Annotated in this window: 12 protein-coding genes; 9 read left to right on the top strand and 3 right to left on the bottom strand. The window is 69.0% G+C overall.

Annotated elements, in window-relative coordinates:
• The first annotated feature begins 7 nt into the window (after nucleotides 1-7).
• On the top strand, nucleotides 8-289 hold the full coding sequence (locus BO996_RS22320; protein WP_012206611.1) for a hypothetical protein: 282 nt from the start codon (nucleotides 8-10) through the stop codon (nucleotides 287-289).
• Here the strand turns inward: BO996_RS22320 and BO996_RS22315 are convergent.
• Nucleotides 253-2,259, bottom strand: a complete 2,007-nt coding sequence (locus BO996_RS22315; protein ID WP_013801553.1) for a peptidase U32 family protein — start codon at nucleotides 2,257-2,259, stop codon at nucleotides 253-255. The genes BO996_RS22320 and BO996_RS22315 overlap by 37 nt on opposite strands.
• A gap of 503 nt (nucleotides 2,260-2,762) precedes the next feature.
• On the opposite strand from BO996_RS22315, the gene BO996_RS22310 reads away from it, so the two are divergent.
• The 4 genes from BO996_RS22310 to BO996_RS22295 all read left to right on the top strand — a co-directional run bounded on the left by BO996_RS22310 (nucleotide 2,763) and on the right by BO996_RS22295 (nucleotide 7,535).
• On the top strand, nucleotides 2,763-4,013 hold the full coding sequence (locus BO996_RS22310; protein WP_071956440.1) for a branched-chain amino acid ABC transporter substrate-binding protein: 1,251 nt from the start codon (nucleotides 2,763-2,765) through the stop codon (nucleotides 4,011-4,013).
• A gap of 76 nt (nucleotides 4,014-4,089) precedes the next feature.
• Nucleotides 4,090-5,409: a tRNA adenosine(34) deaminase TadA gene (gene tadA / locus BO996_RS22305; RefSeq protein ID WP_071957197.1), complete on the top strand. Its 1,320-nt coding sequence runs from the start codon at nucleotides 4,090-4,092 to the stop codon at nucleotides 5,407-5,409.
• A 364-nt stretch (nucleotides 5,410-5,773) separates the two neighbouring features.
• Nucleotides 5,774-6,766: an LD-carboxypeptidase gene (locus BO996_RS22300; RefSeq protein ID WP_071957196.1), complete on the top strand. Its 993-nt coding sequence runs from the start codon at nucleotides 5,774-5,776 to the stop codon at nucleotides 6,764-6,766.
• A 19-nt stretch (nucleotides 6,767-6,785) separates the two neighbouring features.
• Nucleotides 6,786-7,535 carry a sterol desaturase family protein gene (locus BO996_RS22295; RefSeq protein ID WP_071956439.1) on the top strand — a complete coding sequence of 250 codons (750 nt, stop codon included), beginning with the start codon at nucleotides 6,786-6,788 and terminating at the stop codon, nucleotides 7,533-7,535.
• Between the two features lie 148 nt (nucleotides 7,536-7,683).
• On the opposite strand, the gene BO996_RS22290 is transcribed toward BO996_RS22295, so the two are convergent.
• A complete protein-coding gene (locus tag BO996_RS22290) occupies nucleotides 7,684-8,064 on the bottom strand; it encodes a hypothetical protein (protein ID WP_034395933.1) in 381 nt (126 codons plus the stop codon).
• A gap of 185 nt (nucleotides 8,065-8,249) precedes the next feature.
• On the opposite strand from BO996_RS22290, the gene BO996_RS22285 reads away from it, so the two are divergent.
• The gene (locus BO996_RS22285; RefSeq protein ID WP_071956438.1) at nucleotides 8,250-10,784 is read left to right on the top strand and encodes a penicillin acylase family protein; all 2,535 of its coding nucleotides are present in this window, start codon (nucleotides 8,250-8,252) and stop codon (nucleotides 10,782-10,784) included.
• A gap of 45 nt (nucleotides 10,785-10,829) precedes the next feature.
• Here BO996_RS22285 and BO996_RS22280 read toward each other — a convergent pair whose 3' ends face one another.
• Nucleotides 10,830-11,807 carry an alpha/beta fold hydrolase gene (locus BO996_RS22280; RefSeq protein ID WP_071956437.1) on the bottom strand — a complete coding sequence of 326 codons (978 nt, stop codon included), beginning with the start codon at nucleotides 11,805-11,807 and terminating at the stop codon, nucleotides 10,830-10,832.
• Between the two features lie 209 nt (nucleotides 11,808-12,016).
• Between BO996_RS22280 and BO996_RS22275 the strand changes: the two genes are divergently transcribed.
• The 3 genes from BO996_RS22275 (at nucleotide 12,017) to BO996_RS22265 (ending at nucleotide 16,260) form a co-directional block, all read left to right on the top strand.
• On the top strand, nucleotides 12,017-13,345 hold the full coding sequence (locus tag BO996_RS22275; protein WP_013801562.1) for an ABC transporter substrate-binding protein: 1,329 nt from the start codon (nucleotides 12,017-12,019) through the stop codon (nucleotides 13,343-13,345).
• Nucleotides 13,346-13,422: 77 nt separating this feature from the next.
• Nucleotides 13,423-15,162 carry an ABC transporter permease gene (locus tag BO996_RS22270; RefSeq protein WP_071956436.1) on the top strand — a complete coding sequence of 580 codons (1,740 nt, stop codon included), beginning with the start codon at nucleotides 13,423-13,425 and terminating at the stop codon, nucleotides 15,160-15,162.
• A gap of 6 nt (nucleotides 15,163-15,168) precedes the next feature.
• Nucleotides 15,169-16,260 (top strand): ABC transporter ATP-binding protein, encoded by a 1,092-nt coding sequence (locus BO996_RS22265; protein ID WP_012206598.1) that lies wholly within the window; start codon nucleotides 15,169-15,171, stop codon nucleotides 16,258-16,260.
• Nucleotides 16,261-16,273: the final 13 nt, after the last annotated feature.

Here is a 16,273-nt window from a genome sequence, read left to right as displayed (position 1 = left end):
GCAAGGCATGGAAGAACTGGCCGCCGCCATCCTGCGCGAATTGGCCACCGAGCCCGCACCCATGTCCCTGCCCAGGCTGGGCAAGCGCCTGGGGCAGGGCGCCAGCGTGCTCATGCGCTGCCTGGCGCTGATGGGCGATGCGCCCATTGCCGGCACACCGGGGCCGGGCTGGGTCAGGCTGGAGCAGGAAGAGGGGCGGTGGCTGGCGGCCCTGACGGAGCGCGGGCGCTTGTGGGTGGAGGCCGAGGCCTGTCAGGCGCTGGCCGAAGGCACGGGACGCGTGCGGTAGAACTGCATCGGAAACTCCTGCATTTCCTTGGCGTGCTGGTTGATCACCGCGCGCTTCATCTTGCCGACCACATGCATCTCGCAGGGCTTGCAGTCGAAGCGCAGCGTGAGTTTTTCCTTGCCGTTGATCAGCTGCAGCGGCTCGGCCTTGATGGTGCCCTTGACGCCGATGACGCCCTTGGCCTGCTTGGGGCACAGGCTCATGGAAAAGCGCACGCAGTGCTTGGTGATCATCAGGCTGACTTCGCCTTCTTCTTCCTTGCTCTCGTAGGCCGCGTCCATGACCTTGACGCCGTGCTTGATGTAGAAGTCGTGCGCCTTCTGGTTGTAGACGTTGGCCAGATAGGTCAGCGTGTCCTCGGGGAAGGGCACGGGCGGCTCCACGGGCAGGGCGCGCGGCAGGCGCACGAAGCCGGCCTGGCGCGCGGCCTCCAGCGCGGCGACGGCGTCGCGGCGCAGCTGGTTCAGGGCCGAGGCCGGCACGAACCAGGGCTGGCTCAGCTGCAGGCCGATGTCATGCACGGAGAAGATGGTGGCGCCGAAGCGGCCCAGCTGCTCGCGCAGCGTGGCCTCGGCACGGGCTGCGTCGGTGGCGGCCTGGTGTTCCTGCGCGATGGCGGCAGTGGCGGTGAAGCCGTCCTCGTCGGTCAGCGTGAGCGCAAAGCCGTCGGGCGTTTCCTTGAGTTCGGCCCACAGGCCGATGCGGCGGTCGCTGGACTTCTTGTCCAGCGTGCGCACCCAGGCCATGTCGCGGTTTCGGTTGACCTCCAGGCCCTTGCGCAGGTCCTTGAAGCCGGCGATGGGATCCTTGGGGAACAGGCGCCACAGCGACTTCTTCGCATCCACCGACTCGGCGCGGTTGATCTGCAGGCCCACCAGTTCCTTTTGCAGGTCGTAGTAGCACAGGCCGTCGCCGTTGTGCAGTTCGGTGTCGCGGCTCGAGGTCTCGATCTCCACGAAGTTCTCGCCCACCTTGGTGACCCAGCCGATGGCGCGGCCCGGTGTCTTGGGCGTGTCGAAGGCGCCGATGTCGTCCTTGCGGCCGTTGACGAAGTAGTCGGTGAACTCGCGGTTGAAATTCTGGTCGGGGTCGGGCGTGAAGCTGAACGTGGTGCTGCCCGAGGATGAGCGCGCCAGGGGCGTGTCGGAGAACTCGCGCTCCTCGATGATTTCGTCCAGCAGCTTGCGGTAGTGGGCCGTGATGTTCTTCACGTAGCCCATGTCCTTGTAGCGGCCCTCGATTTTGAAGCTGCGCACGCCGGCGTCGATCAGGGCGCGCAGGTTGTCGCTCTGGTTGTTGTCCTTCATGGACAGCACGTGCTTTTCGTGGGCGATGATGCGGCCGCTCGCGTCCAGGACCTCGTAGGGCAGGCGGCAGGCCTGGTTGCAGTCGCCGCGGTTGGCGCTGCGGCCCGTGTGGGCGTGGGTGATGTAGCACTGGCCCGAGTAGGCCACGCACAGCGCGCCGTGCACGAAGAATTCGATGGTGGTGCGCGCCGGGTCGGTGGCCGCGCGCACGGCGGCGATCTGCTGCAGGTCCAGCTCGCGCGCAACGACGATCTGCGACAGGCCGGCGTCCTGCAGGAAGCGCGCCTTCTCGGGAGTGCGGATGTCGGTCTGGGTGCTGGCGTGCAGCTGGATGGGCGGCAGGTCCAGCTCCAGCAGGCCCATGTCCTGGATGATCAGCGCGTCGGCACCGGCCTCGTAGATCTGCCAGGCCATCTTGCGCGCGGCCTCGAGTTCATCGTCGCGCAGGATGGTGTTGAGCGTGATGAAGATGCGGCTGCCGAAGCGGTGCGCGTGGTTGATCAGCCGCTGCAGGTCGCGGATGTCGTTGCCCGCCGTGGCGCGTGCGCCGAAGGCCGGGCCGCCGATGTAGACGGCGTCGGCGCCATGGTTCACGGCCTCGATGCCGATGTCGGCATCGCGCGCGGGTGACAGGAGTTCGAGCTGGTGGGGCAGGAGGGACATGGGGCTTTGTGGTGTTCTGTGTTCGTACCCGCACCGGCGTGGGGGCCGGGCGTCGGGCGCAATGCGGGGGAAACTGGCCCCCACGCTACCCTTGCTGCGCAAGGTCCGCTGCCCCCCAAGGGGGCCGCTTTTTGTCTTGGGGCGGCCCGGCGACAAAAAAAGGCCCCCACTCTTGGGGCGGTCCGGCGACGAAAACCTCGCAGCCCGCTTGCGGTGAGGCGCAGCATTATCGCCGCAGCACCGAAAAAACGCGCGCCAGGGGGTATGCGCCCGATGCCCTGGCGGGCGGCGCCGGTTTTTGCCTATCCTTTAGGATGCGCACTGCACGGGCCGGGCCGCCATGCCGGATACTCCGGCCCGTGCCTGCCCCGCCCCGGGCCTGATGCGCGCTTTCTGCGCCAGGCCTTGCCCGGCCGGGCAGCGCCCAAGTGGGCCACGCCGCAGCGGATTTCGTTTGCCAGGGCGCCTGTTTCACAGATTGACCGTTTTTTCCAGGAGTTGCCATGCACGCCTCGATTCGCCATTTCCCGTGGGCCGGCCCGGCCCTGCTGTGCACCCTGCTGGGCAGCGGCGGCCTGGCCTGGGCGCTGCCGGGAAGCGGCCCGGCCAACGGGCAGTCGGCAGGGGCTTCCGCTGCGGCGGCTGCACCCGGTACGGCCGCTGCGCCTGCTGCTCCCGGTACAGCCGATGCGCCCCTGGTGGTGCGCATTGCCCATGCGGGGCCGGTGTCCGGCCCCATCGCCAGCCTGGGCAAGGATGAGGAAAACGGCGTGCGCATGGCCCTGGACGATCTCAACGCCAAGGGGCTGGAGATCGGCGGGCGCAAGCTGCGCTGGAAGCTGGAGGCCGGCGACGATGGCGGCGACCCCGGCCAGGCCGTGGCCCTGGCCCGGCGCCTGTGCGACAAGAAGGTGGCGGCCGTGGTCGGCCACCTGCAGTCGGGCACCACGCTGCCGGCCACATCCATCTACCACGACTGCGGCATCGTCATGGTCACGCCCGCAGCCAGCAACCCGGCCATCACCCAGGCGGGCTACGACACCACCTACCGCGTGATCGCCGACGACCGCGCCATGGTCGATGCGCTGGTCGCGCACGCCGTGGGCAAGCTGGGCGTCAAGCGCGCGGCCATCATCGATGACCGCTCGGCCTACGGCCAGGGCATCGTGGCGCTGTTCGAGGCCGAGGCGCGCGAGCAGGGCATCGAGATCGTGGACAAGCAGTTCACCGGCGACAAGGCCACCGACTTCGTGCCCATCCTCACCGCCATCAAGGGCAAGAAGCCGGACGCCATCTTCTTCGGCGGCCTGGACGCCCAGGCCGGCCCCATGCTCAGGCAGATGGCCCAGCTGGCCATGGACAAGGTGCGCCTGCTGGGCGGCGACGGCCTGTGCACGCTGCGCCTGCCCGAGCTGGCGGGCAACACGTCCCCGCTGCGCAATGTGACCTGCGCCGTGGGCGGCAGCCCGCTGGAGCGCATGCCGGGCGGCGCTGCCTGGAAGCAGCGCTACGACCAGCGCTTTCCAGACCAGTACCAGGTCTTCAGCCCCTACGCCTACGACGCCACCATGGTGCTGGCCCAGGCCATGGTGCGGGCCGACTCCATCCGGCCCGATGCCTATATCCCCTATCTGCGCCAGACCCGGCATGACGGCGTGACGGCGCCGATTGCCTTCACGCCCCAGGGCGAGCTGCAGGCGCCGGTCGTCACGCTCTACCAATATGCGCAGGGCGTGCGCAAGCCGCTGCCCTGACCCCCTGTCGCCCGGACACTGTGACACCTTGACTGCCGAGCACCGTCCACTGCCGCAGGCCGACGACGAGGCCTGGATGCGCGCCGCCCTGGAACTGGCGCGTGCCGCCGCCCAGGCGGGCGAGGTGCCCGTGGGCGCCGTCATCGTCAAGGACGGCGCCATCGTCGGCCGGGGCCGCAATGCGCCCATCGCCCAGGGCGACCCCACGGCCCATGCCGAGGTGCTGGCGCTGCGCGACGCGGCCGCGCGCCTGGGCAACTACCGGCTGGACGATTGCACGCTCTATGTGACCCTGGAGCCCTGCACCATGTGCAGCGGCGCCATGCTGCATGCGCGCCTGGGCCGCGTGGTCTATGGCGCGGCCGAGCCGCGCACGGGCGCGGCCGGATCGGTGCTGGACGTGTTTGCGCTGCCGCAGATCAACCACCACACGCAGGTGACGCGCGGCTTGCTGGCCGGCGAATGCGCGGCCCTGATGTCGGACTTCTTTCGCACGCGCCGCGCCGAGCAGCGCGCGGCCCAGCCGCATCCGCTCAAGGACACGGCGCTGCGCCATGCGGATTCCACCTTTGGCGGCTTTGCCCAGCCGCAGTGGCGCAGCGACCTGCCGGCGCTGGCAGGCCTGCGCTTGGCCGTGGTCGATGAAGGACCGCGCGATGCACCGCTGACCTGGCTGTGCCTGCACGGCAGCCCCTCATGGGGCCATCTGTTCCAGCCCATGCTGCCCGGCTGGCTCCAGGCCGGCCATCGCGTGGTGGTCCCCGACCTGCCGGGCTTTGGCCGCAGCGACCAGCCCAAGAAGGAGAAGGCGCACAGCGCGGCCTGGCATGTGCAAGTGCTGCGCGAGCTGGTGCTGGCGCTGGACCTGCGGAACATCGTGCTGGTCGGCCATGACGATGGCGCGCACCTGGGCCTGGCCGTGGCGCAGGCCGAGCCCGCCCGTTTTTGCGGCGCCTGGATCATGAATGCCTGGCCCGCAGGCCCGGCGCCCGATGCCTGGGTGCAATGGTTTGCGCAGGCGGCGCGCAAGCCGTCATGGCCCGTGGGCCGCGCCATGCACGAGGCGGGTGAGGAGGCCGGCGCACAGCCGCAGGCCTGGAACCTGCCGTTTTCCCAACCCGGCCACCGCGCCGCGCTGCAGGCATGGCCCCGCGTGCAGGCCGAAATGCCGGCCCTGCCGATGGCGTTGCTGGCGCAGTGGAGCCAACAGCAACGCCTGTGGGTGCAGGGCGGAGAGCACGATGCGCTGCTGCCTGCGCCCGCATGGCGCCAGGCCTGGCTGCAGGCGCTGCCACAGCTGCCGCCAGCGCAGCTGCGCCTATCCCCGTGCGGCCATTGGGTTCCCCTGTGCGCTGCCGGCATGGTGGCCGACGCTGTGGAATACTTCCGCCCGTAGGCCTGCGCCGCCGGCCCCTTGCCGGGGCTGCGCAGCGGCAGTGCCCCGTCTTCACTCCCCTTGCAATATGGAGCATGCCGGCCAGGGCCGGCATGGAACCACCTTGGCCACTTCGCGCAGTTCCCGCTCTTCCAGCACGCCCGGCACACCCAGCACATCCGGCACGCCCCGCAAAAAGGCAGCCGCTGCCGCGCCTGCACCCGTTGATCATGCGCACGAACATGTGCATTCCGCCGACGGCACCTGCTGTGCCCACGGGCACGAACATCCACATGGCCATGACCGTGCACAGGAGCATTCGCATGCTGCGGCGCATGACCATGGCGCTGCCCACAGCCACGAGCACGATCACGATCACGGCCATGTGCATGCCGCGGACGGCAGCTGCTGCGGCCATGCGCATGACCAGGGTCCGCGCCACATCTATATCTACTCGCCCGCCGGTGCCGTGCGCGACAAGGCCGGCTTCAAGCGCGGCGTGCGCCGCCTGGAGGCCATGGGCCATCAGGTGGAGATCGATGCCGATGCACTGAGCAGCCACCAGCGTTTTGCAGGCGACGACGCCACGCGCCTGGCGGCCATCGAGCGTGCGGCGGCCAGCGGTGCCGACCTGGCGCTGCCCACGCGCGGCGGCTACGGCCTCACGCGCATCCTGCCGGGCATCAAGTACAAGGCCGTGGCCAAGGCCATCGCAGGCGGCACGCGCTTCGTGGGCCTGAGCGACTTCACGGCGCTGTCGCTGGCCCTGCTGGCCAGGACCGGCGCCACCACCTGGGCCGGCCCGCTGCTGGTGCACGACTTCGGCCGCCCCGACGACGAGGGCGGCGTGGACGACATCATGCTGGACTGCTTCAACGACCTGCTCAGCGGCCAGGGCGAGGGCGCGGGCTGGCAGATGCCGAAGATCGGCCTGCGCGAAGACGGCAAGCCTGGGGTCAAGGACTTCTACATCAGCGGCGGCGCCACGCTGTGGGGCGGCAACCTGGCCGTGCTGGTCTCCCTGCTGGGCACGCCTTACTTCCCGCAGATCAAGGGCGGCATCCTGTTCCTGGAAGACGTGGGCGAGCATCCCTACCGCGTGGAACGCATGCTGACCCAGCTGCTGCATGCCGGCGTGCTGGCCCAGCAAAAGGCCATCGTGTTCGGCCAGTTCAGCGAGTTCAAGCTCAGCTCGCATGACAAGGGCTTCAAGCTGCAGACCGTGATCGACTGGCTGCGCAGCCAGGTCAAGTGCCCCGTGCTGCAGGGCCTGCCCTACGGCCATGTGCCGACCAAGGTGATGCTGCCCGTGGGCGCGCCCGTGTCGCTGTCGGTCGAAGGGCGCGATGCGCTGATCTACTGGGGCCACGTGCACTGAGCGGCAAGGAGCGGACGGCATGCTGCAGATGTGGGAGTTCGCGGCCTACCCGCTGCTGGCGCTGATGTTCGTCGGCATCTTCACGCGCGAGGTGATCGCGCCGGCCTCGCGCAACCATTGCGACCGGCGCTGGCTGATCCTGTCCACGCTGCTGGGCCTGGGCACGCTGGCCACCACCTTGGCGGTAGGCCATCTGTTCTCGGACAGCATCCGCCGCCATGCGTTGCTGGACGTGGGCCGGCAATGGCCGGCCTGGGCCGTGGGCGCGCTGAGCTTTGTGCTGACCAGCTTTGTCTTTTACTGGTGGCACCGCGCCACGCACCGGTCGGACACGCTGTGGCGCCTGTTCCACCAGCTGCACCACAGCGCGCCGCGCGTGGAGGCGCTCACGGCTTTCTTCGCCCACCCCATGGACACGGCGGCCGCCGTGCTGCTGAGCGCGCTGTCCAGCTACTGGGTGCTGGGGGCCAGCCCGCTGGCTGCCGCCTTCGCCATCGGCCTCACGGGGGCGTTCGATCTGTTCCTGCATGCCGACATCCGCACGCCGCGCTGGCTGGGATACATCGTGCAGCGGCCCGAGATGCACACCGTGCACCACCAGTACGGCCACCATGCGCAGAACTACGGCCTGCCCGTCTGGGACCTGCTGTTCGGCACCTGGGCCAATCCGGCCGAGCGGGTGGAGCGCCTGGGCTTTGATGACGACAAGGCCGAGCGCGTGACCGACATGCTGCGCTGGCAAGACGTGCACAAGCAGAACTCCCCCTGAGGCGCTGCGCGCCTTCCCCTCTCGCTTCGCGGGGGGACGACAGCCTCGCTGCGGGGCGGCGCGGCCGGCGTAGGCCCTTGCTCGCTGTCCCTTGTTCTTGGCCGCGCCAGTTTTTGAGGCTCTGTACGGTGGCGGTGGGGGCTGACTGCTATTCGAGATACCGGCCGTTTTCCTTGCGGCGGGCGCGCATGCCGGTGCGCAGGAAGAGCACGGTGCCGCCTTGCTCGGCCAGCGGCACGCGCGTGTCGCCGGACAGGTGGGCGTCCAGGCGCTGGGGCAGGTTCTCCAGCAGGGAGTGGATGGCGGACAGGTCGGTGTCGGCGGCCTCGGGGTGGTCGCGCACGAAGCCTTCAAGGTAGGCGCGGGCATCAGCCTCCAGCTGCTCGCGCGTGGTGGCCAGCGAGACGTAGCTGACGCCGGCCTGGCCCGGCGCCTCGGTGCCCAGCAGGTAGCAGCCGATGTAGTCACCACGGGGCTGGCCCACGGGCGGGTCCTGGGTGAGCTTCTTCAAGAGGCTGAAAGGCCACATTCCACGTACTTCCTGTTTCTGTCGGTTGCCCTGCATCCATGCGCGCAGGGCCGGCAGTGATTGTCGCCTGAAGCCTGCGCCCCGCAGGCGCGGCTTTCTGTCGTGAGCAATGTGAGCATGTCGCGCGCGCATATGCTACAAACTGCAACACTACGATACGAAAAAAGCAGAGGGTGGGGAAAAGAATGGGAATCATGCGAATCCTGAACTCGCGGTGGTGGGGTGTGGGCGCCGTGGCGGTGGTCGGCTCGGCCCTGCTGGCCGGCAGCGCGCTGGCCATCTATGCCGTGCGCGTGCAGCCGGTGCTTGACGGACAGCTCACGCTGGCCGGGCTGGAGCAGCCCGTGCGCGTGCGGCGCGATGATGCCGACGTCACCCATATCAGCGCCTTCTCGCCGCAGGACCTGTGGCGTGCCCTGGGCCATGTGCATGCACAGGAGCGCGGCTGGCAGCTGGAGTTCAACCGCCGCCTGATGCATGGCACGCTGTCCGAGATCCTCGGCCCGGCCACGCTGGATACCGACAAGCTCATGCGCGCGCTGGACATACGCGGCGCGGCGCGGCGCCAGTACGCATCCCTGCCCGCCAACGCGCGCGAGGCGCTGCAGGCCTACAGCGAAGGCATCGCGGCCTTCTACGCGGCGCTGCCCATGCGCCAGCACCCGCAGGTGCCCGAGTTCATGCTGCTGGACACGTCACCGGGCGGCGGCGACAACTCGGCCTGGGCGCCCGAGGACAGCGTGGGCTGGGCGCTGATGATGGCGCTGGACCTGGGCGGCAACTGGGGCAATGAATTCGCGCGGCTGGCCGCGCTCTCGCAACTGGACACACAGCAGCTGTGGCAGCTGATGCCGCCTTATCCGGGCGAGGCGCCGGCCACCTCCACCGACCTTGCGGCCCTCTACCGGGGCCTGGGCGTGTACCGCCAGGAGGCACAGGCTGCGTCTGCGCCCAAGGTGGCTGCCGCCAGCGAGGCGAGCGATGCCTGGGCCCGCTGGTCCCGCGACATGGTGCGCGATGCGGGCACCAACGACGGCAAGGGCAGCAACAACTGGGTGCTGTCGGGCAGCCGCACGGCCAGCGGCAAGCCGCTGCTGGCCAACGATCCGCATCTGGGCCTGAGCGCGCCCGCCATCTGGTACTACGCGCGCCTGCAGTCGCCCGCCGGCCAGGCGCAGGACGGCACGCCGCTGTCGCCCATCGACGTGGTCGGGGCCACCCTGCCGGGCCTGCCCTTCGTGGTGCTGGGGCGCACGCGCGAGGTGGCCTGGGGCTTTACCAACACCAATCCCGACGTGCAGGATCTGTACCTGGAGCAGATCGATCCAGGCAACCCGGGCCGCTACCGCACGCCGGACGGCTGGGCGCCTTTCACCGAGCGCAGCGAGCGCATCAGGGTCAAGGGCCGGGCCGATGTGCAGCTCACGCTGCGCAGCACGCGCCACGGCCCCGTGATCAGCGATGTGCAGCCCCAGTACGAGGCCGTGCTCGACAAGCGCCGCTACGCCGTGGCCCTGCGCTGGGCCGCGCTGGACACCGACAACCTCACCGTACAGGCGGGCCTGCGGGCCAACGAGGCGCGCAGCGTGGTCCAGCTGTTCGAGGCCTTTGCCGACTACCACTCGCCCATGCAGAGCATCGTCGCGGCCGATGTGCATGGCGCCATCGGCTTCAAGGCCGCAGGCCGGGTGCCGCTGCGTGCGGCCGACAACGACCTGCGCGGCGTGGCGCCCGCGCCGGGCTGGGAGGCACGCTACGACTGGCAGGGCTGGCTGCCCTACGACCAGGCCCCGCAGGACGATGGAACGGCGCTGGGCTATCTGGCCACCGCCAACCAGCGCATCACGCGCGAGGGCTATGCCCACTTCCTCACCCAGGACTGGAGCCTGCCGTACCGCCACCGCCGCATCTCCGAGCTCATCGAGGCGAAGGACAGACACGACATGGTCAGCATGGCCTCCATCCAGAACGACCAGACCTCGCTGGCCGCCCGCGCCCTGTTGCCGCAAATGCTCAAGGCCCTGGACGAAGCGCCGGCCACACATCCGCTGGCCCCGCAGGCGCGCCGGGTGATGGCGCAGTTCGACGGCCGCATGGACGCTGCGCAGGCCGCGCCCCTGATCTTTGCCGCCTGGGTGGACGAACTGACGCGCGGCCTGGTGATCCCGCGCATTGGCGCCCAGACCTTTGCGGCCACCTATGGCAAGCGCGACTACCGCGCAGGCATCGAAGGCATGCTGGAACGCCGCGACGGCTGGTGGTGCGCGGCTGCAGGCTGCAGTGCCCAGGTCAGCCAGGCGCTGGACCGGGCGCTGGTGCGCCTGCAGTCCATGCAGGGCAGCGACCTGGGCCGCTGGCGCTGGGGCACGGCGCATGCGGCCCTGAGCAGCCACCGGCCGCTGGGCAGCGTGGGGCTGCTGGCGGGCATCTTCAATGTCAGCGTGCCTTCGGGCGGTGACAGCTACACCGTCAACGTGGGACAGTACCTGCCCGGTGATGCCAGGGCGCCGTTCGCCAACCGCCATGCGGCATCGCTGCGCGCCATCTACGACCTGGCCGAGCCCGAGCGCTCGCTGTTCATCTACCAGACCGGCCAAAGCGGCGTGGCCCTGTCCAGCCGCTATGCGGACATGTCTGCCGAATGGGCCGACGGCCGCTACCGGCCGCTGCAGATGGCGCCCGCGCGCTGGCGCCATTCCATGATGCTGCGGCCGCAGTAGGTTGCAGTAGGTTGCAGTAGGTTGCAGTAGCGGCGCGCGCAGGACTCAGGTGCTGAGGAATTGCTCGATCAGCCCGGCCACGTCCGCCGGCTGGTCGTGGTGCAGCATGTGGCCCGCGTCCTGAACCACGGCCGTGCGGCAGTCGGCAATCTGCCCGATGCGCTCGTGGTACTCGGCCAGCGTGTAGCGGTCCTTCCACCACATGCCCAGGCTGTCGTCGCTGGCCTCGACGGCCAGTACCGGCGCCGTGATGGCACGGTACAGGGCCAGGATTTCTTCCACGCGGAACAGCTGGGCGCTGATGAGCTTGTGCGCCGTGTCGCCCAGGATTTCCCAGCGGCCCTGCGCATTGGGCGCTGCCCAGTGGTGGGCCAACCACAGCGCCTTGTCCCCGGGCAGGCGGCGGTTGGTCTTCATCAGCCTGCGCGCCACGTCCTGCACGCTGTCGTAGCTCTTGAGCGCCATGCCGCCGTTGCGCAGCTGGCGCAGCTCGTCCATCCACTGCGCGTAGCGTGCGGGCGCCTGGTCGGGCCGGGTGGCCGGCATGCCGAAGCCCTCCAGATTGACCAGCCGGCGTATGCGCGCAGGCCGCGCGCCCGCGTACATCATGGACACGTTGCCGCCCATGCTGTGGCCCACCAGGTCCACGGGCGTATCGCCCACCAGGGTGTCCAGCAGGTGGTCCAGGTCACCCAGGTAGTCGGCAAAGTCATGCCGGTCGGCAGGCCAGGCCGGCCGGCTCAGGCCGAAGCCGCGCCAGTCCGGCGCGATGATGCGGCGCCCCGCCATGAAGGCCTCGCCAAAGGCATCGACCACGAACTGGTAGGAGGCCGCCACATCCATCCAGCCGTGCACCAGCACCAGCGGCGCCAGCGCGGGATCGCCATCTACGGGTCCCCACTCGCGCACGTGGTACTCCATGGTGCGCACCGGCACCATGCGCGAGCGCCAGGGGCGTGTGGGAGCGTAGATGGGCGCTTCTTCAGCGGCCGTGGCGGGGAGGGAAGAGGGGGCTTGCAGCATCCCGCCGATTATTCCGGTTTGCTGCTGTGCAGCAGTCAGGGGCGGGACAGCGGTTGCGCGGGATTTCCCTGTGGCGGCAGACCCGCAGGTAGTAACCCGAGCGCCGCCGCCGCTGATGCACGGCATCAGAAACAATGATTGGCCGGCAGGGCCGGCGCTGCCTACAGTGGGTTGCAGATTGACCGCACAACAACCCGAAGGAGACAGCAATGCAGCAACGCAGATGGCTGACGGCCGCCATGGCCGCAGGATTGTGGGGCGCCGCCATGGCGGCCCAGGCCGGCACGGTGACGGTGCTTACCTCGTTTCCCAAGGAGCTGACCACGGCCTACCAGAAGGCCTTCGAGGCGGCCAATCCGGGGATCAAGATCGAGATCCTGAACAAGAACACCACGGCCGCCGTGGCCTATGTGCGCGAGCTGCCCGAGGGCCAGCGGCCCGACATCATGTGGGCCAGCGCCCCTGATGCCTTCGAGGTGCTGGCGCGCAACAAGCTGCTGACCGCCGCGCCCGAGACGCGCAATCCGGCCGCGCCCGCCAAGATCGGCAACTACCCGCTCAACGACCCGCAGGGCCTGTACTACGGCCAGGCGCTGGCCGGCTACGGAATCATGTGGAACACGCGCTACCTGAAGGCGCACAAGCTGGCGGCGCCCAAGGAGTGGAGCGACCTGACGCGGCCCGAGTACTTCGGCCACATCGCCATCTCCTCGCCCTCGCGCTCGGGCACCACGCAGTTGACGGTGGAGACCATCCTGCAGGGCGAGGGCTGGGACAAGGGCTGGCGCCAGCTGCTGTCCATGATGGGCAATGCCGCCGCCGTGACCGACCGCAGCTTTGCCGTGCCCGATGGCGTGAACAACGGCCAGTACGGCATAGGCATCGTGATCGATTTCTTCGGGCTGGCGGGCAAGTACTCGGGCTTCCCGGTGGACTTCGCCTACCCGGCGATGACGGCCGTGGTGCCGGCCAACATCGCGCTGATCGCGGGTGCCAAGAATGCCGATGAGGCACGCAAGTTCATGGCCTTCACCATGTCGGTGCCGGGCCAGCAGCTGCTGTTCGATCCCAAGATCAGCCGCCTGCCCATCCTGCCCTACAGCCAGCTCAAGGCGCCGGCCGGCTACCCCGTGCCGCAGGAGGTGGCGCAGCGCGCCAAGGTGCAGTTCGACGCCAACCTGTCCGAGTCGCGCTATGCCGTGGTGATCAGCCTGTTCGACCAGATGGTGACCTTCCGCCTCAAGGAACTGCAGGCGGCCACGCGCGCCATCCAGGAGGCGCACAAGGCCCTGCAGGCCAAGCCCAATGCCAAGGGGCAGGAGCTGCTGGCGCAGGCGCGCGACATCGCCTACTCGCCGCTGGTGGGCGAAGCCAATGTGAAGGACGAGCAGTTCCTGGAGCTGTTCCGCAAGAGCCGGCGCGATGTGGCCGTGTCCAAGGAGCTGACGGGCCTGGAGCAGATGTGGGCCGACAAGGCGCGTGCCAACTACGAGCGCGCAGGCAAGCTGGCCGCCGAGGCGCGCGGCCTGGCCCGGTAAGTGGCGGGAGCAGGGGCCCGGCACCGGGCGCCTGCATGCACTCCCCTTGACAGTCTCTTTCGCTGCGGAGCATTCGCATGAGCATCGATTCCATGGCGGCGTCCGGCGCCGCCCCCCTTGCTGCGCGCGCACGGCGCATTCCGTCGGGCTGGGGGCCGTGGCTGGCCTTCGCGCTGATCCTGGCCTTTTTGCTGGCCTTTCTCATCGTGCCCGTGGGCATGGTGGTCTACACCGCCTTCGTCAATGAAGGCGGCGGGCTCACGCTGGGGCACTTCGGCAATTTCTTCGGCCAGACCGTCTTTCGCGAGTCGTTCTTCAACAGCCTGGGCGTGTCCCTGGCCAGCGTGTTCTTCGCCAGCCTGATCGCCGTGCCGCTGGCCTACCTGACCGTGCGCTTCGAGTTCCGGGGCGCGCTGCTGATACAGACGCTGGGCGTGCTGCCGCTGATCATGCCGCCCTTCGTGGGGGCGGTGGCGCTGCAGCTGATCTTCGGGCGCAGCGGCTCGGTCAACCTGCTGCTGGACGACTGGTTCGGCTTCACCGTGCCCATCATGGAGGGGCTGACGGGCGTGATCTTCGTGGAGAGCATCCACTACTTCCCGTTCATCTTGCTCAACCTCGTGGCGGCCATGCGCAATATCGACGGGGCCATGGAGGAGTCGGCGCTGAACCTGGGCTCGCGCGGTTTCCGGCTGTTCCGGCGCGTGATCTTTCCGTTGGCCATGCCCGGCTACCTGGCGGGCGCGGCCCTGGTGTTCGTGAAAGTGTTCGACGACCTGGGCACGCCGCTGGTGATGGGCGTGACCAATATGCTGGCGCCCCAGGCCTATCTGCGCATCACCTCGGTGGGGCTCGATGATCCGCTGGGCTATGTGATCAGCGTGATCATGATCGCGTTCTCCATCGTCGCCCTGTGGCTGGCCGCGCGGGTGATGAAGGGCAAGGACTACGCCACCTTGCAAAAGGGCGGCAGCGCGCTGCAAAAGCGCCGGCTGTCGGCCTGGGAGGCGCTGCTGGCCTATGGCTGGATCGCCCTGGTGCTGCTGGTGGTGCTGGCGCCGCACATCGGCATCTTGCTGATGTCGTTCTCCAAGGTCTGGAGCTTCTCGGTGCTGCCCGACAGCTACACGCTGGAGCACTACGCCACGGTGTTCACCGACTCGGGCTACATGATCGGCAACACGCTGCTGTACTGCCTGATGGCGGCGGGCATCGACGTGGTGATCGGCACCGCCATCGCCTACCTGATCCTGCGCACCCGGCTGCCTGCCCGGCAGTGGCTGGACTACCTGGCCTCGGTGGCGCTGGCGATTCCGGGGCTGGTGCTGGCCATCGGCTACCTGCGGCTGTTCAAGGGCGTGAACCTGCCCTTCACCGATACGCCCATCGTCACCACCTGGGTGCTGATCATGCTGGCCTATGCGGTGCGGCGGCTGCCGTATGCGCTGCGCTCGTGCATGGCGGCGCTGCAGCAGGTGCACATCTCGCTGGAGGAGGCCGCGCAAAGCCTGGGCGCGGGCCGCACCAGCGTGATACGGCGCGTGATGGTGCCGTTGATGGCCGGCGGCATCCTGGCCGGCTTCGTCACCAGCTTCATCACGGCGGCGGTGGAGCTGTCGGCCACCATCATGCTGGCCTCGGCCCAGAGCCAGGCGCCCATGAGCTACGGCATCTACCTGTACATGCAAAGCATCTCGGGGCGCGGGCCCGGTGCGGCATTGGGCGTGCTGGCCGTGGTCGTGGTCGGCCTGGGCACGTATTTCTCGCACCGCTTCGTGGAGCGCTCGCGCGCCACCGTGCAATCGACTTCGGAGTGAAACGCCATGCACCTGGACCCTGTCTCCCTCGAATGCAGGCACATCAGCCTGAGCTACGGCAGCAACGAAGTGCTGCGCGACGTCAACCTCAAGATCGAGCCCGGCGAGTTCTTCGCGCTGCTGGGGCCTTCGGGCTCGGGCAAGTCCACGCTGCTGCGGCTGATCGCGGGCTTCAACCGGCACCAGCGCGGCGAGCTGCTGGTGGGCGGGCAGGACATCACGGGCGTGCCGCCGCATGCGCGCAACATCGGCATGGTGTTCCAGAACTACGCGCTGTGGCCGCACATGACGGTGTACGACAACGTGGCCTTCGGCCTGGTCGAGCGCCGCGAAAGCCGCGACACCATCCGCCGCAAGGTGGGCGAGGTGCTGGAGCTGGTGGGCCTGTCGCAGTACGCGCAGCGCCGCCCGGGCCAGCTGTCGGGCGGGCAGCAGCAGCGCGTGGCGCTGGCGCGCACCGTGGTGATCGCGCCCAAGCTGCTGCTGCTGGACGAGCCGCTGTCCAACCTCGACAAGCAGCTGCGCGTGCAGATGCGCGAGGAACTGCGCAGCCTGCAGCGCAAGCTGGGCCTGACCACCATCTTCGTCACCCACGACCAGGAAGAGGCCATGACCACGGCCGACCGCATGGCCGTGCTGGACAAGGGAGTGCTGCAGCAGGTGGGCTCGGCGGCGGGGCTGTACGACTATCCGGCCAACCGCTTCGTGGCGGGCTTTGTCGGCACGGCCAATGTGCTGGAGGGCGAGGTGCTGCCGACGATAGGCGAGTCGCTGGTCTTCAAGGTGCCTGGCCTGGGCACGCTGACCCTGCCGCGCCCGGCCCAGCCGCCCGTGCCGGGGCGCGCGGCGCTGGCCTTCCGGCCGCACCAGGTGCAGATTGCGGTGCGCGACGATGCGGGCGATGCCTCGCGCGTCTGGGTGGAAGGGCAGATCGAGAGCGCCGAATTCCTGGGCGAGTTCTCGCGCTACCGCGTGCGCGTGGGCGAGGTGGCCGTGGTCGCCGACCAGGCGCACTACGCGGGCATTGCCATGTTCCCCATGGGCATGCCGGTGCGCCTGGGCATCGAGCCCACGCAGCTGCGCTACCTCGATGAGTGAACGATGAGACGGC

Origin of the sequence: Delftia sp. HK171, from assembly GCF_001886655.1 — a bacterium.
Lineage (GTDB): Bacteria > Pseudomonadota > Gammaproteobacteria > Burkholderiales > Burkholderiaceae_C > Comamonas > Comamonas acidovorans.
This window is presented reverse-complemented; position numbering and strand designations above follow the sequence as displayed.